Source organism: Thalassospira sp. MCCC 1A01148 (assembly GCF_001613795.1).
GTDB lineage: Bacteria > Pseudomonadota > Alphaproteobacteria > Rhodospirillales > Thalassospiraceae > Thalassospira.
The window spans coordinates 293,414-312,125 of the sequence record NZ_LPVZ01000020.1 but is presented as its reverse complement, the minus strand read 5'-3'; the positions used below and the strand labels follow the sequence as shown (position 1 = coordinate 312,125).

The window sequence follows — 18,712 nt, the reverse complement described above, 5'->3', positions numbered from 1 at the left end:
GACGCATCAATCAAGTTCGACACAGCTGCAAGACGTTCATCCCTTGTTGTGTGAAGAATTGTATCTGTTTCCCAAGCGTTTCTTCGCTGTCAAACGTAGCTGCCGTGAGGTCTACAAGCGTTGCATCACGGCGTGCCAGTGCAAGGATGTCGGGGGCGATATCATCATTGTGAAAAATGATATCGGCGGTTTCGACATGACGCGCGATCCCATGGGGAATGTCGTACGCATTGTTTGCGTCAACATCCAGCCGCAAGGATTGTCCTGAGGGGACGGTGGCACTGCTACCTTGCGGGACAAAACTGCGCAGCTCGTGGCTGAGGTCGTCTTGGGTAATTTTTTCGGCGCTATCGGCGCGCAAGGCCTTCTGAAAGAACCGGGTCCAGAAGCGCTGGCGCGATAGCCCGTCGGACAGATGTGTTGCGACCGTTTCGCGGGCATCGCGGGCGATTTTGGCAATGTTTGACAGGGTTGCGGGGAACACCGTTTCAAGCCGTTGACGCAAGATGCGCGCAAGTGCCGGGGCGCAAGCCCCGGTGGAGATCGTGATCATCACAGGGGCACGGTCAAGGATGGCAGGCACGATGAAATCACAATGCGCTGTCTTGTCGACGACATTTAGCAGAATGTTGCGCCGCTTTGCCGCCGCCTCGACCCGGGCGGTCAAATGTGGATTGTCCGTTGCATCAAACACCATGGCGGCTCCGTTGATCATGGTGTCGACAAACGGGCTGCTTTCCCACCTGATCTTTCCGTTCGCATGCATTCGGGCGATGTCATCGCAGAGTTCGGGGGCGATGACTGTTATGTCGGCGTGGCTGCGCATCAGAAGGCGGAGCTTGCCCGCAGCGACATCGCCACCCCCAAGCACAACAACCTTCTTGCCCTGCACTTTCACAAATGCCGGGAAATAGGCGAACTTTTCGTCCGGCTGATCGGCAATTGCCGGAGAGCCAAGAGCTTTATTCTGCGGCGCGCGGTAATACGTCATCGAGAATCTCCTTTATCTCCGGCAAACAGGACCCACAGCCTGTTCCGGCCTGTAGCACGCGGCCAATATCGGCTGCAGTGACGGCTTTCTGTTCTGAAATGGCAGTGGTGATCGCAGCCAAACCGACCGAGAAGCATGAACAGATCAAACGATCATTGATGGCACCGGCATCGGGCATGCGCCCGGCCAGAAGTGCATTGCGTTCCATCGGTGCAATGGCATCCGCCCCGAACAGTTTTGAAACCCAGTCGCGACCAAGTGCCGGCCGTTCAGGGCCGACAAAAAGCGCCCCTGTAATGCGGTCACGCTCAAGACGGGCGACGCGATGAACACCCTTTTTCGCGTCCGAATATTCAATGATTTGTTCGTCATCCTTGTTGGTGGCGATCGGCAGCAGGGATTTGAATATCATTGGTGTATTTCCGGCGATCTCGTAGACCATGCTGCCGATACCGGTTGCGCTGACCCAGTATGGCAGGCCGGATAAATCAAGAGGTGTGCTTGAAAACAAAAGTCCCTGCCATTTGGCGACGAAGGGCTCGACGGCAATGGGAATATGTTTGCTTTCGGGTTGGCCGGAGTGGGGGTCAACATTGGGGGGGAGAAGTCGACCAATCCCACCCGCGGCCGAAAATGAATCACTCCAATGCATTGGAATGAAAACTTGTCCGGGCATTTGCGCATCGGTGACTGCAACACGCATCAGCGCTGTACCGTTTTGACTTTTGATCCAGGCGATCCCGCCATCAGTCAGGTTGTACAGCCCGGCATCATCAGGATGAATTTCAAGCAATGGTTCCGGGCGATGTGCGCTAAGTCGTGCTGCTGTGCCCGTCCGGGTCATTGTGTGCCATTGATCGCGATAGCGACCACTATTGGCAATTAACGGGTAATCCCGGCTCGTTTTCGATTGTGGGCCACGATGACTGAGGCCAAGCATCTTTGCCCGCCCACTTGAGGTCGTAAAGATGCCGTCCCCGTAAAGGCGGGTTGGGCCGTGCGCTGGCTGATGTTTACGCGATGCCGGCCATTGGAAGGGGGCCATGTTGTCATATGCCGATTTGCGGGCCTTGTGCCATATGCCGATATCAAAGGCGCGCAAACCATCATTTTCAAATTCTGACAGAGCGGCATGTTCGGCGAATATATCGCTTGGGTCCTTGTATTTGAACGCCTTGGTATAGCCCATGGCTTTGGCGACTTCGGACATGATCCACCAGTCGGGCTTGGCGCTGCCCTGGGCTTTGCGGAATGGACGTTGGCGCGAAATTCGGCGTTCGGAATTTGTAACGGTACCGGATTTCTCGGCCCAGCCAGCGGCAGGCAGTTTTATATCGGCATGACGCAGAGTGTCGGTGTCCTTGACTGTGTCCGATACAATCACAAGCGGGCATCGCGACAGCGCAAGGCGCACACGGTCCGCATCCGGCAGGCTAACGGCCGGATTGGTTGCCATGATCCAGACGGCCTTGATTTCCCCGCTTTCAATCGCGCGGAACATGTCGATGGCCTTGTGGCCCTCGCCCGGTTCGAGGACATCTGATTTCCAGAAACGCCGGACGCGGTCGACATCAATGGCGTCATTGGGATTCATGTGGGCAGCAAGCTGGTTGGCAAGGCCGCCAACTTCACGGCCGCCCATGGCATTGGGTTGGCCGGTTACCGAAAACGGGCTGGAACCCGGTTTTCCGACCCGTCCGGTTGCCAGATGGCAATTAAGGATCGAATTCACTTTATCCGATCCGCTAGAAGACTGATTAACCCCCTGCGAAAACACCGTTACGGTGCGTTCAAAGGCAGCAAACCAGTTAAACAACGTTTCCAGTTTCCCCAGACCTGAGCCGTTTTCATCGGCACTTTCGTGGGTGTTGAGCCCGCATTTTTCTGCGGTTGTCTCAATATCAGGGCAGTCGGCGCGTGCCTCTGCCACTGCACCGTCATAGCCACTTACATGACGGGCAACATATTTAAGGTCGGTATTGCCGGTTTGGTCCAGCCACGCCAGCAAGCCGTTAAACAGGGCAACGTCGCTGCCCGGTGTGATTGGCAAATGCAGATCGGCGATATCACAAGTTGCAGTCCTGCGCGGATCAATAACAACGATCTTTGTGCCATGTTTTTCCTTGGCGGTGCGTAGGCGCTGGTTGAGCACCGGGTGACACCATGCCAGGTTCGACCCGGTGAGAATAACCAGATCCGCAATTTCAAGATCTTCATAGCAGCCCGGTACCACATCGGCACCAAAGGCACGCTTGTGGCCGACCACGGTTGATGCCATGCAAAGCCGCGAATTGGTATCGATATGGGGGGACCCGATGAAGCCCTTGATCAGCTTGTTGGCGACATAGTAGTCCTCGGTCAGGAGCTGACCAGAGACATAGAACGCCACTGATTTCGGGCCGTGCTTTTCGATGGTATCGCGCAGGCGCTTTGCCGTTTCGCCAATGGCATCATTCCATGGGACCTGCTTGCCATCGACTTCGGGTTCCAGCAGACGGATGTCTCGCTTTTCCTCGGCCATGATGGTGTCGATAAGTGCAGCCCCCTTGGAACATGTCCGCCCAAAGTTGGCCGGATGATCCGGATCGCCACCGACAGCCCATCCATCGCGGGTTGGTGAAATGATCAAGCCACAGCCAACACCGCAATAGGGGCAGGTTGTTTTGACCTCATCCTGCATGGCGCAATCCAGCTTGCAGTTCTGTCAGGCCAACACGTACAACGCCGTTCACGACCTGACATTCGACTTTGGCGGCACACCCGTCATCGGGGCCCTGGGCTTCACCCGTTTCAAGTGAAAAAACCATGTTATGAAGCGGGCAGGTCACGAAATGACCGTGGACGATGCCCTGTGCCAGCGGTCCCTGTTTGTGCGGGCAGCGATCGAGCAGGGCAAAGACCTGATCATCAAGTGTTCGGAAAATCGCGATGCGATCGGTTTCGGTTTGCAAGGTGCGGGCCCCCTGCTGCGGGATGGCAGAGGCAGGGCCGACTTCTACCCATGTCAGATTATCGCTCATCTGTCTTACTCCGCTGCAATCATGGAAAGGGGATTGAATTCATGCGCATCAACGCCTTCGGAGGCGCGCTCTGCCCACGGATCAATCTGCGCTGTTTTCTGACTGATCATGAAGCGATCAAACAATGCTTTGCGATTGGCTTCATCATCGACAACACGTTCCTGAACATGTTTCAGGCCAACTCGCTCGATCCAGGGGGCGGTGCGTTCAAGATAGCGGGCCTCTTCACGGTATAGCTGGATGAAGGCGCCGCAATATTCCTTGACCTCTTCGTCGGTTGTTACCTTGCACAGAAGGTCGGTTGCGCGGACGTGAATGCCGCCATTGCCACCGACATGAAGGTCCCAGCCACCATCGGTTGCCACAACACCAAAATCCTTGATCGTGGCTTCAGCGCAGTTGCGTGGGCACCCCGAAACAGCCATTTTGAACTTGTGGGGCATCCATGATCCCCAGGTCATTTTTTCCAGCTCGACAGCCATGCCCATCGACATCTGGGTACCAAAGCGACACCATTCCTGCCCAACACAGCTTTTGACCGTTCGAAGCGATTTGCCATAGGCATGACCCGATACCATCCCCGCCGAATTCAGGTCGGCCCAGACCGCTGGCAGGTCTTCTTTCTTGACCCCAAGAAGGTCAATACGCTGACCACCTGTGACCTTGACGGTCGGGATTTCGAATTTATCGGCGACATCGGCGATGGCGCGCAGTTCGCGCGGGTTGGTCAAGCCACCCCACATGCGCGGAATGACCGAATAAGTCCCGTCTTTCTGAATGTTGGCGTGCACACGTTCGTTGATGAAACGCGATGCACCATGATCAACATATTCACTTGGCCATGCAGCCAGCAGGTAATAGTTCAAAGCCGGACGACAGACATGGCAGCCATCGGATGACTTCCATTCCAGTTCCTGCATGACAGCCGGCATTGATTTCAGGTTTTTGGCAACGATCAGGCGACGGACACTGTCATGGTCATGATCGGTGCAGGTGCAGATTGGCTTGACCGTTGCCGCCTCATAATCCCCGCCAAGGGTTGCTGCCAAAAGGTTTTCAACAAGGCCCGAACATGATCCGCAGGATGCCGATGCCTTGGTGTGACCCTTAACCTCATCAAGGGTGGTCAGATCTTTTTCATTGATGGCGGCAACAATGGAGCCCTTGCAAATGCCGTTACAGCCGCAAATCTCTGCATCGTCTGGCAGGGCTGCAACGGCATCAAGAGGGTTTCCGGCGCTACCTCCGGCGAATGCCTTGCCGAAGGCAAGTGTGTCACGCAGTTCGGTGACGTCTTCGCCGTCCTTCATCAGTTGGAAATACCAACCGCCATCGGACGTGTCCCCATACAGGACCGTGCCCTTGATTTTGCCGTCTTCAAGAACGATGCGTTTGTAGACACCACGTCCGGCATCGCGGAAAACAATTTCCTCTGTTTCGTTGCCGCCGCTGAAGTCACCGGCAGAAAACACATCGACGCCGGTAACCTTGAGTTTGGTCGATGTGATGGAACCTGTGTAGCCATCAGTGTCGATCTCGGCCATGTGATCGGCCAGCGACTTCGCCATTTCAAATAGCGGCGCGACAAGGCCGTAACATTGGCCACGATGCTGTACACATTCGCCAACCGCAAAGATTGCCGGATCACTGGTGGTCATGACATCGTCAACGACGATGCCGCGTTCAACGTTGAGGCCTGCTTCTGTGGCAAGGCGACCGTTTGGTCGGATGCCAACAGCCATGACCACCAGATCAGCCGGGATCATGCGCCCGTCCTTAAGGCGGACGCCGGTTACGTGGTCTGTGCCAACGATTTCTGCTGTATCGGCCTCGGTGATGACCTTGATACCGCGTTGTTCGAGTTCCTGCGCAAGAAGATAGCCCGCAGATGGATCGAGCTGACGCTCCATCACGTGACCTGCCAGATGAAGAACCGTGACTTCCATGCCTTGTGCTTGCAGGCCGACGGCGGCTTCGAGGCCCAAAAGCCCGCCGCCAATCACAACCGCCGGGCCGCCTTTTGCCGCGGCACCAAGCATGGTCTCGACATCATCGACATCGCGGAATGTCACAACACCATCAAGCTTATGGCCCGGAACCGGGATAATGATCGGATCGGAACCGGTGGCAAGCAGCAGTTCGTCATATTCGGTTTCCGTACCGCTCTTGGAAATTACCACCTTGCGGTCGCGGTCAATCTTGACCACCGGGTCGCCGGAATAAAGATAGATATTGTTTTCCGTGTACCACTCGGGCGTGTTGATGACGATTTCGTCAAAGTCCTTTTCACCCGAAAGCAACGGCGAGAGCATGATGCGGTTATAGTTCACGCGCGGTTCGGCACCGAAAACCGTAATGTCGTATTTGTCTGGTGCGCGTGACAGGATTTCTTCGACGGTGCGCATGCCAGCCATACCGTTGCCGATGACAACCAGGCGGGATTTTGCGGTTCTTAATGCTGCAGTGACGTGGTTCATTTGTCTCTGGCTCCTCGTCGCGGGATGCGAAGTTGGCACAAAAAAAAACGCCCGATGCGGCCTGCTCCCAAAAGAGGCATTTCGCAACGGACGTCATTATCCGGTGAACCCGTCGTTGGATTCTATAATATATGAGATCGGCATTTCGCCGGAGCCGCAGGCGACACTGCCCGCGCTCATGCCTCTCTACATTCAAGTGGCATGCCAAAAATTATACTTTGGAAAAATATCTGATAAGCATTTGAAAAATATCTGATATTTTTACCTTCCTGTTTTGCCAGTGACCAATGGGAATGCCATAAGTGATTAAAATATAAACACTGAAAAATGAAGGTGATCTTTTTTTGTGCATTTATCAGGCATTTTGAGTTCTGCGAAATTTCTCTGTGCAGATGCAGTGAGATAAAATTCCCATAAATCAGCTGTTTGGTGCGTTTTTCCCGCATCGCGGAAAAATTGGCGCGGTGTTTGCAATGTGGGGTTCGTGTGAGCAGCTTTGACGAAAGCAGGCCCAATGACGGGTGGCTCACAGTTCTTCGTCCAACGGCGGACGATCAGACGTTTGGAATTGCAGCGCGATGACCGCGCAGCCTTTCCGATACGAATGACGGGCCGCCTGCAGACATCTTCCAGATGAAGCATTTAGGCCCATGGGGAAAAACCGTTGGTCGCTTACAACAGACATTCAGTGCTGTGCGGCCTAAACGAAGGGCTTCTGATCATGGAAATCAAGAACAAGGCTACACGCATAAATCTATTCAGTCTCAAGACTGTCCAGATGCGCACTTTCCACCTTACCTGGCTTTCATTCTTCCTGTGCTTCTTTGGTTGGTTCGGCATTGCACCGCTGATGCCGCTGGTGCGAGATGACCTGGGACTTACCAAAAGCGAAATCGGCAGTACCATCATTGCCTCTGTCGCCATCACGGTTCTGGTCAGACTTTTGATCGGACCGCTTTGCGACAAGATCGGGCCGCGCAAGACCTATACCGGTCTTCTGGTGCTGGGCTCGCTTCCGGTCATGCTGATCGGTCTTGCTGACAGCTATGAAACCTTCCTGCTTGCCCGTTTGGCTATCGGCTCAATCGGGGCATCGTTTGTAATCACGCAGTATCACACGTCGATGATGTTCGCGCCAAACGTGGTTGGGACGGCAAATGCCACGACCGCTGGCTGGGGTAACCTTGGCGGTGGCGTGACGCAGATGGTCATGCCGGCGATCCTCGCCATGGTTCTTGGTTTCGGTGTTGCTGAAACCATGGGCTGGCGTCTGGCGATGGTATTTCCGGGCGTGATCATGCTGGTGGTTGCGGTGCTTTACTGGGTCTTTACCACGGATTGCCCGGATGGCAACTATAGCGATCTGCGCAAAAGCGGTGCGCTGAAACCTGAAGATGACACCGCTGGTGCGACCAAGGGAATGTTGGCTGCCGTATCGGATTACCGTGTCTGGGCTTTGTTCCTGGTTTATGCGGCGTGCTTTGGTGTAGAGCTGACCATCAACAACATTGCTGCAATCTATTTCTTCGACAAGTTTGACCTGTCTTTGGCAACTGCCGGTATGATTGCTGGTCTGTTTGGCTTGATGAACATCTTTGCCCGTACGCTGGGCGGTGTGTTTTCTGACAAGTTTGCTGCCAAGGGCGGTCTTTCGGGTCGCGTGAAGTTTCTGTTCATGGCACTGTTCATCGAAGGCATCGCCCTGATTGCCTTCTCGCAGATGGAAGCACTGGTTGTTGCGGTTGCCGTGATGATCGTCTTCTCGCTGTTCGTTCAGATGTCAGAAGGGGCAACCTTCGGGATTGTTCCGTTTGTTAACCGCAAGGCGCTTGGCTCGGTTGCGGGCATTGTCGGTGCGGGTGGTAACGCCGGTGCGGTTGCTGCTGGCTTCCTGTTCAAGTCCGAAGCGCTTACCTATGAAGAGGGTCTTCTTTATCTTGGTGTTGCAGTGCTAATTTGCTCGTTCGCAGCACTGGCTGTGCGGTTCTCGGTGGAAACACAGGCCGAAGAAAAAGCACGGTTTGAATCTGCTCAGGCGGAACGTATGGGTACTTCCGGCTCAACGCAGCCGGTTCCGGCTGAATAACCGCGCGTTTGACAAAATCTATTCGGGATGCGGCCAGTGTCGCATCCCGAACCATTAATCCGTATCCGATAACGGGCGGAAAGATAAAAAGAGTTATGAGAGATCAGGCCAAAAGAGGCTGCATGGGAGTTAAGGGGTAATTTGGTAAGGCTGGAAGAATACAATATTCTGGTGATCGACGAAGATCCCGACCGCGCGGCTATTGTCGAACGTGGTCTGGTCGAAAGCGGTTATGCGCGCGTTTCGCGAATTGGGACGTCACACAATTTGGTTGAACGCATTCAGGCGCTTGCCCCGGACATTATCATTATTGATCTTGAGAATCCGGACCGTGATACTCTTGAACAGATGTTTCAAGTGTCACGCGCGATCGCGCGCCCGATTGCCATGTTTGTCGACCAGAGCGATGCCTCGATGATTCAGGAGGCTGTTTCAGCCGGTGTCAGTGCGTATGTCGTTGACGGTTTACGTCAGGACCGCATTCGCCCGATTGTCGAGATGGCGATTTCACGTTTTAACGTTTTCGATCAGCTGCGCCGTGAGCGCGACGAGGCGCAGGCCAAGCTTAATGAGCGCAAAATGATTGAGCGGGCCAAGGGATTGCTGATGAAAGAAAAAGGTTTGTCCGAGGAAGAATCCTATAACCTTTTGCGCAAGAATGCCATGAAGCAGAACCGCAAGATCTATGAGATTGCGCAAAGTGTCATCACGGCGTTTCAGTTGGAGTTTTAATTGATGGCAAATAAGGTTCGTCTCGGATTTGTACCGCTTGTCGACTGTGCCATTCCAGTCGTGGCGCGCGCGATGGGATTTGCCGCGCGCGAGAATATCGAACTGGAACTTGTGCGGGAAATGTCATGGGCCGCCATTCGCGATAAACTGGCTTTTGGCATGCTGGATGCGGCACACCTGCTTGCGGGCATCCCGATTGCCGCGCGCCTTGGGCTTGGCGGGCTGCCGGTTCAAAACATTGTCGTGCCGATGGCCCTGGGCCGTGGCGGCAATGCGATTACGGTTTCAACAAAGCTGTATCAACGTATGCTCGAAGCCGATCCTGATGCGATGCACGGGCCGCGTGGCTTGTCCGCCAGGGCGCTTAAAAAGGTCATTGATGAGGACAAGGCTGAAGGTCGTCCGATCATGTCCTTTGCCACTGTGTTTCCGTTTTCAAGCCATAACTATGAGCTCCGCTACTGGATGGCAGCTGCCGGAATTGACCCGGACGCGGATGTGAATATCGGCGTCATTGCACCGCCCAGAATGTTTGACAGCTTGCGAAATGGCTGGGTTGATGGCTATTGCGTCGGGGAGCCATGGAACCAGCGCGCTGTCTTTCATGGCGATGGCGTCATCGTCGCCCTGAAGGACGATATCTGGTCCCGCAGCCCTGAAAAAGTTTTGGGATTGCGCGAAGACTGGGCAAACTCCAACCCGGAGCTTGTTTCATCGCTGGTGCGTGCATTGGTTTGTGCAGCAGAATGGGCAGATCAGCCGGGAAACCGGGTTGAACTTGCGCACATCCTGTCTGAGGAAGCCAATGTCGGCGCCCCGTTTGAAGTGCTCAATGCATCGCTTAGCGGCAAACCGGTCTTGCGCCCTGGTGAACCGCCACTTGATCTGCCTGACCGCCATGTATTTTATCGTTACACCGCAACCTTCCCCTGGCTTTCACAGGGGCGCTGGCTTGGTGAACAAATGAAACGATGGCGGCAAATCCCAGAGGATTCTGACCTTAAGGCTGTTATCCGGGAGGTCTATCGCCCGGATCTGTATCGCACGGCGGTCGACGGGCTTGATGTTCTGGTGCCAAAAGATGACTGGCGTGTTGAAGGTGCCGCGAATTCAGCGGATCAAGCACTTGTCGGCCGCGATCAGTTTCTTGATGACAGTGTCTTTGAAGTCGAGTGTTAAGGGCGCATACCGGTCTCAGACTTTTGCGGCAAGGTGTTGTCCTGGGCATCAAAGGCGTACCGACTGGCGCAGGAGAAATCGATCCCACCTTCTGTCATCTAACAGAAGGAAGCTTCGGCCATGTTCGTGTATGCAAGAGTTCACAGCCTTGTTCGGTGATCACGATGTTTTCTTCATGAACCATCATCTTACCCGGTAAGAAGCTCATGCCCGGTTCGAGGGTTATGACCATCCCGGGTTTGAGTGGTACATCACCGCCTTCCTGAAGTGATGGCCATTCGGTGAGTTGCATGCCAAGGCCATGACCCATGCGCCCGACTGAATTGCCAAGTGCACCCGCCTTGGTCAATTCTTCTGACATGGCACGCCATACGTCGCCGGTGGTATGTCCGGGCTTGGCAGCTTTTAGCCCCGCCTCTGTGGCTGCAAAGACAGCGTCATAGGCAGTCAGGGTTTGCGGATCGACTTCGCCAAAGGCGAAGTTTCGGTCGAAGTCACTGAAATATCCGTCGAAATTGGCACCGGCATCGATAATCAAAACGTCACCATCACCTAACGCCCGATCTGTCGGCCCCATGATGATGTTGTCATAGCCGCCCGGGCCGGATGCCGCGATCAGATACGGGCAACTGTCTGCACCCAAACGCAACATTTCGATCTGCATGGCCTTGCAGGCTTCGCGTTCGGTTATGCCGGGTTGAATGGTATTACGCAGGAAATCGAACCCGGCGGCGGTAACTTCGCAGGCAAAACGGATTTTGGCGATTTCGGCTGCCGATTTCACTGCACGAATACTGCGCACAAGGGGGCTGATATCAACAATTTCATGATTGTTCAGGTTTTCACAGAGCTGCCTGAAATTGGACGCGGGCATACGTAAATGGGTTTCAGGCCCCATCATGACGCCGATTTTCTGACGGCTGCCAGCCGCAATTTTAAGCGTGTCAGTCAGAAGACTGATGCCATCATCTTCCGGGCGGGGCGAGGGCCAGCTTCGGACATCTTCAATCCATGTTTGTTCAAACCCGACGACACCGATTTCGGGCACAACGGCAATTGGTTTGCCGTTTGCCGGGATCACCAGAAACCATGGCCGGGTTGGGCTTTCCCAGAATTGCGACTTGAATCCGCTGAAGTAACGAAATTCCGGTTCGGTCGTGACAAAGAGTGCGCCGATATCCTGCGCAGCCATGAGTGCCTGAAGGCGATTGGTGCGGTTTTCAAATTCGGCGGTCGCAAACCCGCGGGAAGGGGGAATCAATTTAACGGTTTCCATCTTTGCGGGGCTCCTGCGATGGGCGATCAGCCCAGAATGTCTTCGACCAATTGCACCCAGTACTCTGCGCCTTTGGAGAGGATCTGGTCATTGAAATCGTACTTCGGATTATGAAGCGCACAGCCACCAACCGTCCCTGTGCCGTTGCCGATCAGGGCGTAACAACCGGGTTTGACGCGTAGCATGCTGGAAAAATCTTCGGAAATTGTCAGGGGAACACAATCGGGAACAACATTTTCGGCCCCAAATACAGCCTGTGCCGCCTTGATCGCCTTGGTGGTTTGGTCGGGATTGTTGATGGTGGAATGAAAGGTGTTTTTGAAACTGAATTCATAGCTGGCACCAGCGGCCTGACAAGTACCAGCAACGATGCGTTCCATGGCGGTTTTGATTTTGTTCAGGCTGGCATCGGTAAAGCAGCGGCAATCACCCTTGATGGTGACTTCGGACGGGATCACATTGACTGTGCCATTCGTGATGAATTCGGTTGCAGAGACAACAGCGGTTTCCTCGATCGCGCTGAGATTGCGTGACGTAATGGTCTGAAGAGCCATGATGATCTGCGAGCCCACCACGATCGGATCGACACCACGATGGGGCATGGCGGCATGACCGCCAATGCCCTTGATCCTGATTTCAAAGCTGCTTTCACTCGCCATAAGGGAACCGGGCCGAACCGTGAAGGTGCCCTCTGACAAACCGGGCATGTTGTGCAGGCCATAAACTTCATCTATGGCAAAGCGTTCAAACAGGCCGTCATCAATCATTGCCTGCGCGCCGGCGCCATGTTCTTCGTCAGGCTGGAAAATGAAATGGACGGTGCCATCAAAGTTACGGGTTCTTGCCAAATGCGCCGCGGCCCCCAAAAGCATCGCCGAATGGCCGTCATGGCCGCAGGCATGCATCTTGCCATCATGGATCGAGCAATAGGGAGCCGTGCTTTCTTCGGCAATGTAAAGCGCATCCATATCGGCACGCAAGCCGACAGATCGGTCTGAGCTGCCATTGCGCAGAATGCCGACAATACCGCTTTGCCCGATGCCCCGAACGGTCTCAATCCCGAAGCTTTCAAGCTTTTCGGCAATGAAGTTTGATGTCATGGGCAAGTCAAAACCGCATTCGGGATGGCGATGAAGGTGCTGACGCCATGCGGTCATGTCTTTGATCAGGGGCATATCAAGGGGCATTTAATATCCTTTGTTTCAGGCGCGGGCTTGCGGTGCGGTAGTGCCGAGGTGATCGCGCATCAGGGTGCCGAAACCCGATATCGGTTTGGGGTAGTTCATCAGTTTCAGGCTGTGCCAGGCAAGAGCCTGATTGGAACTGATGACCGGGATATTCAGTTGGGCTTCGAGATCCGCGATCAGGCCAGAGGCCCGAAGGGCGGTGCAGGAAATGAACAAAAGATCAGCCTGTTTGGCGCAGGTTTGAAGGGCTGCGGTTTTGATGTCTTCGGGCGTGATGAAGGTCATGGCGGTGTCGTCTTCAAACCCGAAGCCGGTCATGTTGATGACCTCTGCGCCACAGGATTCAAAAAGGGCCGCAACATCGCGGTTTACCGGTTCGGTATAAGGGGTGAGGATCGAGATTTTTTTAGCCGATAGTGTTTTAAACGCCGTTATGGCGGCGGTGGCGGGGTTCGTCACCGGCACACCCGGATGCACTTCTTGAACAAGGCGGGTGACTTCATCAACACCAATGGCAATGGCACCCGATGTGCAGGCATAAATCACCGCATCAAGACCGGTGCCAGGCAGGATTTTATCGGCAGCATCGCGGATGCCCGGCGTCATGCGGCGAAGATTTTCAATTGTCAGCGGATTGTGATTTCGCACCCGACTGGTAAAGAAGCTGACATCTGATGGATAGAGTTGTTTGAGATCGGTTTCGATATTGAAATCAGTCGCCAACGATATCAAGCCAACCCGTCCAGCCGGGGCCAGATGGTCCAGTGGTTTCAAAGGATTGATCGTCGCAAAACTGGTCATTGCGGATGAAAACCCCAAAAAGGGATGCCAAGATGTAATGAGCGCCCCTGACATGGATGCAGAACGAAAAGCGTAGCGCAATCTGATGCGGGAATTCCGACATTCGGGCATCCATGGCGTCGAAACGCCGCATTATTTGCCAGAATATGATCGGCAAAAGGGGTTTACATTGCAATCAAAGCCCGCACACTGAGTACAATGTGCCGGATCGGCCGGCCCGATTTTTCAGGTGTTTTCAATGAGCAACGCCCCCATTGGCAAGATCGACGGCTTTGATGCGAAAATCCTTGAGATCATCCAGAAGTCAAGCCGGGCAACCTCCGATCAGATCGCCGAGCAGGTGTACCTGTCCCCGGCGGCCGTTCAGCGGCGCATCAAGAAAATGCGTGAACAGAATATCATCAGCGCCGAAGTCGCTGTAGTAAATGCCAAGGCGGTTGATCGCTATGTCACCGCCATCGTGCAGGTGACGATGGAGCGCGAACAGCTTCATCTCCTTGATGAATTCAAGAAAACGGCAAAGAACCACCCGTCTGTTCAGCAATGCTATTACGTAACAGGCAGTGCCGATTTCGTGCTTGTCGTGACGGCACGCGACATGGACGAGTATGAAGAATTCACCCGTGAGGTCTTCTTTGAAAACAACAATGTCAAAGGTTTCCAGACCAGTATTGTCATGGACAATGTGAAGGTCGGTCTGTCGGTGCCGGTTGACGTTGATTAATCTTGCACTGTTTGTCCAACAAGGCGGTCATACATTTCCGGATCAGTCGCCCCCTCTGTCCCGATGACGAAAACCTTGCTGGTTGGGTCAAGGTCCAATGCCTTGGCAAAGGTCGGGTTTTGTGATGCCAGAATGGCTGCCCCCAGACCGGCAACAGCGGATTCTCCTGCCTCTGCCTTGGGGTCAGTTTCGTAGCCCCGGGCAAGAAGTTGCATTACTGGTGCGACCATGTCCTCGCTCAGCGTCATGAAGTCATCCGCCCCGTTTGACAGGATCTGCCAGCCGAGAAGGGATACCTCGCCACAGGCCAGGCCCGCCATCAGGGTTTCAAGATCGCCCTCAACCGCGACCGGATGACCGGCCTTGGCACTTTGCTGCAGGCAGTTGGCCTGTTCAGGTTCGACCACGACGATGCGTGGCCGCTTTTCGCCCCAGAGGTCCCAGAAATAGCCCGTTACGGCCGAGGCCAATCCGCCAACACCGCCCTGAATAAAAACATGGGTCGGGATGTCGCCGTGAAGCTGCTCGACCGCCTCAGCCAGCATGACGGTATAGCCAAGGGCAACGTCCTTGGGGACCTCCATGTAGCCTTCATAACTGGTGTCCGAAACGATGATACGTCCCTTGGCCTTGGCTTCGCTGTCGGCGAGCCGGACAGATTCGTCGTAGTTGCCAGTGATGCGGATGACTTCGGCGCCAAAGGCCTCCATGGCTTGTTTGCGGCCTTCGGAAACATCGCGATGAATGTAGATTACACAGCCGCAGCCAAACATCTGCGCACCCCAGGCAACAGAGCGCCCGTGATTGCCATCGGTGGCACAGGTCACAACGATTTCTGAGACTGTGTCCTTGTGTTTGCCCGCGATAATGTCCGAGACACTGGGGCGGATGCCGGTTTTATCTTCGATGATGGCCTGAAGTTGCCTTGCAACGGCATAGGCGCCGCCCAGTGCCTTGAAGCTTTTCAGGCCGAACCGGGTTGCCTCGTCCTTGTACCAGATCTTACCAAGCCCGCAGTCGCGCGCGAGGTTGGTAAGGCTGTGAAGCGGGGTTGGCTGATAAGACGGCCAAGCGGTGATGTTCGCAATGGCTTCACGTGATCTTGCAACGCTGATGACAGCCTTTTGGGCGTCGGAATAGGCGGTTTCCCGGTTTGCCAACGGATTTGCAAAATGGGTCATCGACCCTTTGGCGTTAATCATGCTCATCACTGCCCTTAAATGTTCAAGACACGCAACCATCACTGATGGCCCGATACGTGACATTTTATTGGCTCGGCATGCGGATTTTCCTTTGAATTGCGATCAAATCCGATGCACGCCATCAGATTTCGGGTGAATCTGAGGCAAGCCATCAAAAGGGTGGTGCAGGATCAGGGTTCGAAATTGTGTCGCGCATAGAACCGGTTGAGTTCATTTGGCGTGGGTGCCTGTCCACAGAATGTTTCGACATAGCCCGGAATTCGCGCCATGCGGACAGAAAGGTCTTCGTTTGATTGCATGGAAATGTAGCCGATCTGCACCAGATAGATGGTGCGTGCACGGACATCGGCCATCCGTTCATCCTGCCCGAAGCGGATGAATAGTTTGGCGAGCGCATCAAGGCGTTGCTGATCGGCCTTTTCAATCTCGGCCATGACATCGTCGGACTGCACCGACCAGCTGCGCACGGCGAATTCAAGGCGCGCGTCAAACAGGTCGGGCATCAGCCAGCAATCGATAATGTTCAGCATCGCTTCCGAGACGCTTTCGGCATAGGCCTCTGTCTGTTTGATCAGATTGCCGGTGTTTTTTTCGCGCCACAGATCAAGCAGGGCACCAAGCAACTCCCTCCGGTCCTTGAAGAACCAATAAAAGCTGGTGCGCGACAGGTTCAGGCGCTTTGCCAATGGCTGGATCTTCACGCCATCCACACCGGTTTCAAGCAGGGCCTCATAGGCGGCGTTCAGCCAGACTTCGGCTGATCCGCGCCAGCCACTGTTTTGCCCGGCGATATCTTCAATCTGTTCTTCCATGGGCCTGTCCTTAGCAAAATGCCTGGATCGCGACAAGCAGAGTGTACATGAATGTATCTGAAATATACATCAGTGAACTTAAAATTGACATAACTGTACATTTCTGAATATCGTCATGGGCAGAGAGTCCAAAACCGGAGCCCCGCACATGTCCAACGACCCGCTTCTTCAGCCCTATCAGCTTAAACATCTGACGCTGCGCAACCGCATTATCATGACGTCGCACGAACCGGCCTATCCCGAGGATGGCATGCCAAAGGACCGTTATCGCGCCTATCATGTTGAGCGCGCCAAGGGCGGTGTTGCGATGACCATGACGGCGGGGTCGGCTGCGGTATCAAAGGACAGCCCACCGGTTTTCAACAACCTTCTGGTCTGGAAGGATGAAGTCGTTCCGTGGATGAAGGATCTGACCGACGCGGTGCATGAACAGGGTGCTGCTGTCATGATCCAGCTGACCCATCTTGGCCGTCGCACGCGTTGGGACAAGGCAAACTGGTTGCCGGTAGTATCCCCTTCGCACAAGCGCGAAGCAGCCCACCGGGCCTTCCCGAAAAAGATGGAAGACTGGGATATCGAACGCATCATCAAGGATTATGCCGATGCTGCCGAACGCATGAAGGCAGGCGGTATGGACGGGATCGAGCTTCAGGCCTATGGCCATCTGATGGATCAGTTCTGGTCGCCGCTGACCAACGAACTTGATGGTCCTTATGGTGGCAGCATCGATAACCGCCTGCGCTTTACCTTTGATGTGCTGACCGAAATTCGCAAACGGGTCGGGCCAGATTTCATTGTCGGTGTGCGTTATACCGGTGATGAAGACCTTGAGGGTGGATTGACCAAGGAAGATGGTCTGTCGATTTCCAAGCGTCTTAAAGACAGTGGCATGGTCGACTTCCTGAATGTTATTCGTGGGCATATTGATACGGATGCCGGTCTGACCGACGTGATCCCGATTCAGGGCATGGCGAACTCGCCGCATCTGGATTTTGCCGGTGAAATTCGTGCAGCCACCGATTTCCCGACATTCCATGCTGCCAAGATCCCCGATGTCGCGACTGCGCGCCATGCGATTGCATCGGGCAAGGTCGATATGGTTGGCATGACGCGCGCACACATCACCGATCCGCATATCGTGCGCAAGATCATTGAAAGGCGCGAAGATGAAATCCGCCCGTGCGTCGGGGCGAACTATTGCCTTGACCGCATTTATCAGGGCGGCTCGGCCTATTGCATCCATAACGCCGCAACCGGGCGCGAACTTTCGATGCCCCAAATCATTGAAGAGGCCGAAACCCGCAAGAAGGTTGTAATTGTCGGATCTGGCCCGGCCGGGATGGAGGCCGCGCGTGTTGCTGGCGAACGCGGGCATGAAGTTGTTGTCTATGAAGCTGCGCCTAATCCGGGCGGACAGATCCGTCTGACCGCGCAAAACGAACGCCGCCGCGAAATGATCAGCATCATTGAATGGCGTATGGCTGAATGCACCCGACTTGGCGTAACCTTCCATTTCAATACCTGGGCCGAGGCCGACACGATTACGGCCGAAAACCCTGATGTCGTCATCATCGCCACCGGCGGCATGCCCGATACCGAGGTCCTGTCAAAAGGCAATGATCTGGTCGTGTCGACCTGGGATATCATCTCGGGTGACGTCAAGCCGGGGACCAATGTTCTGGTCTATGACGATGCCGGGGATCATGCCGGTCTGCAGGCAGCCGAACTGATTGCCAAGTCAGGGGCCAAGGTCGAAATCATGACGCCGGATCGGTCCTTCGCGCCGGAAGTCATGGCAATGAACCTTGTGCCCTATATGCGCAGCATGCAGAAGCTTGATACCACCTTTACAGTGACCTATCGCCTTGAGGCGGTGGAAAAGCAGGGCAACCAACTCATCGCGCATGTCGGCAGTGACTATGGCGGGGTCGCAAAGCAACGGGTCGTCGATCAGATCGTGGTCAACCACGGCACCATTCCGCTTGATGATATCTATTTTGATCTCAAGCCGGGCTCATCGAACCATGGTGAAATGTGCCATGATCAGCTTCTGGCCGGTCAGCCACAATCGGTTGTACGGAACCCGGATGGGACCTATCAGCTGTTCCGGATCGGGGATGCCGTATCGGCACGCAACACCCATGCGGCAATCTATGATGCGTTGCGTTTGTTGAAAGACGTCTGATCTGTGCGGCAAGTGTGGCGATGTGCTGCGCTTGCCGTTT

The 18,712-nt window shown here is 54.7% G+C and carries 15 protein-coding genes; 5 read left to right on the top strand and 10 right to left on the bottom strand.

The window, feature by feature from the left end; all coding sequences use genetic code 11:
• Positions 1-10: 10 nt before the first annotated feature.
• The 5 genes from AUQ43_RS10970 to AUQ43_RS20290 all read right to left on the bottom strand — a co-directional run bounded on the left by AUQ43_RS10970 (position 11) and on the right by AUQ43_RS20290 (position 7,130).
• On the bottom strand, positions 11-991 hold the full coding sequence (locus tag AUQ43_RS10970) for a bifunctional precorrin-2 dehydrogenase/sirohydrochlorin ferrochelatase (RefSeq protein ID WP_062956326.1): 981 nt from the start codon (positions 989-991) through the stop codon (positions 11-13).
• Positions 963-3,671, bottom strand: coding sequence for a nitrate reductase (locus AUQ43_RS10965; protein ID WP_062956325.1), 2,709 nt, complete (start codon positions 3,669-3,671; stop codon positions 963-965). The genes AUQ43_RS10970 and AUQ43_RS10965 overlap by 29 nt, the downstream gene beginning before the upstream one ends.
• The gene (gene nirD, locus AUQ43_RS10960; protein WP_008889535.1) at positions 3,661-4,011 is read right to left on the bottom strand and encodes a nitrite reductase small subunit NirD; all 351 of its coding nucleotides are present in this window, start codon (positions 4,009-4,011) and stop codon (positions 3,661-3,663) included. The genes AUQ43_RS10965 and nirD overlap by 11 nt, the downstream gene beginning before the upstream one ends.
• A gap of 5 nt (positions 4,012-4,016) precedes the next feature.
• The gene (nirB, locus tag AUQ43_RS10955) at positions 4,017-6,488 is read right to left on the bottom strand and encodes a nitrite reductase large subunit NirB (RefSeq protein WP_062956324.1); all 2,472 of its coding nucleotides are present in this window, start codon (positions 6,486-6,488) and stop codon (positions 4,017-4,019) included.
• Positions 6,489-6,794: 306 nt separating this feature from the next.
• Positions 6,795-7,130, bottom strand: a complete 336-nt coding sequence (locus tag AUQ43_RS20290; protein WP_147250437.1) for a hypothetical protein — start codon at positions 7,128-7,130, stop codon at positions 6,795-6,797.
• A gap of 136 nt (positions 7,131-7,266) precedes the next feature.
• Between AUQ43_RS20290 and AUQ43_RS10945 the strand changes: the two genes are divergently transcribed.
• The 3 genes from AUQ43_RS10945 to AUQ43_RS10935 all read left to right on the top strand — a co-directional run bounded on the left by AUQ43_RS10945 (position 7,267) and on the right by AUQ43_RS10935 (position 10,485).
• The gene (locus AUQ43_RS10945; RefSeq protein ID WP_232310658.1) at positions 7,267-8,574 is read left to right on the top strand and encodes a NarK family nitrate/nitrite MFS transporter; all 1,308 of its coding nucleotides are present in this window, start codon (positions 7,267-7,269) and stop codon (positions 8,572-8,574) included.
• A gap of 141 nt (positions 8,575-8,715) precedes the next feature.
• Positions 8,716-9,306, top strand: coding sequence for an ANTAR domain-containing response regulator (locus AUQ43_RS10940; RefSeq protein WP_062956321.1), 591 nt, complete (start codon positions 8,716-8,718; stop codon positions 9,304-9,306).
• Between the two features lie 3 nt (positions 9,307-9,309).
• Positions 9,310-10,485 (top strand): CmpA/NrtA family ABC transporter substrate-binding protein, encoded by a 1,176-nt coding sequence (locus AUQ43_RS10935; protein WP_062956320.1) that lies wholly within the window; start codon positions 9,310-9,312, stop codon positions 10,483-10,485.
• A gap of 94 nt (positions 10,486-10,579) precedes the next feature.
• On the opposite strand, the gene AUQ43_RS10930 is transcribed toward AUQ43_RS10935, so the two are convergent.
• The 3 genes from AUQ43_RS10930 to AUQ43_RS10920 are packed head-to-tail and all read right to left on the bottom strand — an operon-like array spanning position 10,580 to position 13,749.
• On the bottom strand, positions 10,580-11,761 hold the full coding sequence (locus AUQ43_RS10930) for a Xaa-Pro peptidase family protein (protein WP_062956319.1): 1,182 nt from the start codon (positions 11,759-11,761) through the stop codon (positions 10,580-10,582).
• Between the two features lie 26 nt (positions 11,762-11,787).
• Positions 11,788-12,948 (bottom strand): M20 aminoacylase family protein, encoded by a 1,161-nt coding sequence (locus AUQ43_RS10925; RefSeq protein ID WP_062956318.1) that lies wholly within the window; start codon positions 12,946-12,948, stop codon positions 11,788-11,790.
• A 15-nt stretch (positions 12,949-12,963) separates the two neighbouring features.
• On the bottom strand, positions 12,964-13,749 hold the full coding sequence (locus AUQ43_RS10920) for an aspartate/glutamate racemase family protein (RefSeq protein WP_062956317.1): 786 nt from the start codon (positions 13,747-13,749) through the stop codon (positions 12,964-12,966).
• A gap of 238 nt (positions 13,750-13,987) precedes the next feature.
• On the opposite strand from AUQ43_RS10920, the gene AUQ43_RS10915 reads away from it, so the two are divergent.
• Positions 13,988-14,473, top strand: coding sequence for an Lrp/AsnC family transcriptional regulator (locus AUQ43_RS10915; RefSeq protein WP_062956316.1), 486 nt, complete (start codon positions 13,988-13,990; stop codon positions 14,471-14,473).
• Here AUQ43_RS10915 and AUQ43_RS10910 read toward each other — a convergent pair.
• Together AUQ43_RS10910 and AUQ43_RS10905 are read right to left on the bottom strand one after the other, a co-directional pair.
• Positions 14,470-15,681, bottom strand: a complete 1,212-nt coding sequence (locus AUQ43_RS10910; RefSeq protein ID WP_198157164.1) for a diaminopropionate ammonia-lyase — start codon at positions 15,679-15,681, stop codon at positions 14,470-14,472. The genes AUQ43_RS10915 and AUQ43_RS10910 overlap by 4 nt on opposite strands.
• A gap of 164 nt (positions 15,682-15,845) precedes the next feature.
• Positions 15,846-16,487 carry a TetR/AcrR family transcriptional regulator gene (locus AUQ43_RS10905; RefSeq protein WP_062956315.1) on the bottom strand — a complete coding sequence of 214 codons (642 nt, stop codon included), beginning with the start codon at positions 16,485-16,487 and terminating at the stop codon, positions 15,846-15,848.
• A gap of 148 nt (positions 16,488-16,635) precedes the next feature.
• Here AUQ43_RS10905 and AUQ43_RS10900 point away from each other — a divergent pair, with 148 nt between their 5' ends.
• On the top strand, positions 16,636-18,672 hold the full coding sequence (locus AUQ43_RS10900; RefSeq protein ID WP_062956314.1) for an NADH:flavin oxidoreductase: 2,037 nt from the start codon (positions 16,636-16,638) through the stop codon (positions 18,670-18,672).
• Positions 18,673-18,712 lie beyond the last annotated feature (40 nt).

Excerpts from the sequence above, each read along its gene's own strand:
- AUQ43_RS10910 (WP_198157164.1), bottom strand. The coding sequence starts at position 15,681 with ATGAGCATGATTAACGCCAAAGGGTCGATGACCCATTTTGCAAATCCG.
- AUQ43_RS20290 (WP_147250437.1), bottom strand. The coding sequence starts at position 7,130 with ATGCTTCATCTGGAAGATGTCTGCAGGCGGCCCGTCATTCGTATCGGA.
- AUQ43_RS10935 (WP_062956320.1), top strand. The coding sequence starts at position 9,310 with ATGGCAAATAAGGTTCGTCTCGGATTTGTACCGCTTGTCGACTGTGCC.
- AUQ43_RS10925 (WP_062956318.1), bottom strand. The coding sequence starts at position 12,948 with ATGCCCCTTGATATGCCCCTGATCAAAGACATGACCGCATGGCGTCAG.
- AUQ43_RS10930 (WP_062956319.1), bottom strand. The coding sequence starts at position 11,761 with ATGGAAACCGTTAAATTGATTCCCCCTTCCCGCGGGTTTGCGACCGCC.
- AUQ43_RS10965 (WP_062956325.1), bottom strand. The coding sequence starts at position 3,671 with ATGCAGGATGAGGTCAAAACAACCTGCCCCTATTGCGGTGTTGGCTGT.
- AUQ43_RS10905 (WP_062956315.1), bottom strand. The coding sequence starts at position 16,487 with ATGGAAGAACAGATTGAAGATATCGCCGGGCAAAACAGTGGCTGGCGC.
- AUQ43_RS10915 (WP_062956316.1), top strand. The coding sequence starts at position 13,988 with ATGAGCAACGCCCCCATTGGCAAGATCGACGGCTTTGATGCGAAAATC.
- AUQ43_RS10920 (WP_062956317.1), bottom strand. The coding sequence starts at position 13,749 with ATGACCAGTTTTGCGACGATCAATCCTTTGAAACCACTGGACCATCTG.
- AUQ43_RS10900 (WP_062956314.1), top strand. The coding sequence starts at position 16,636 with ATGTCCAACGACCCGCTTCTTCAGCCCTATCAGCTTAAACATCTGACG.
- AUQ43_RS10945 (WP_232310658.1), top strand. The coding sequence starts at position 7,267 with ATGCGCACTTTCCACCTTACCTGGCTTTCATTCTTCCTGTGCTTCTTT.
- nirB (WP_062956324.1), bottom strand. The coding sequence starts at position 6,488 with ATGAACCACGTCACTGCAGCATTAAGAACCGCAAAATCCCGCCTGGTT.
- AUQ43_RS10970 (WP_062956326.1), bottom strand. The coding sequence starts at position 991 with ATGACGTATTACCGCGCGCCGCAGAATAAAGCTCTTGGCTCTCCGGCA.
- nirD (WP_008889535.1), bottom strand. The coding sequence starts at position 4,011 with ATGAGCGATAATCTGACATGGGTAGAAGTCGGCCCTGCCTCTGCCATC.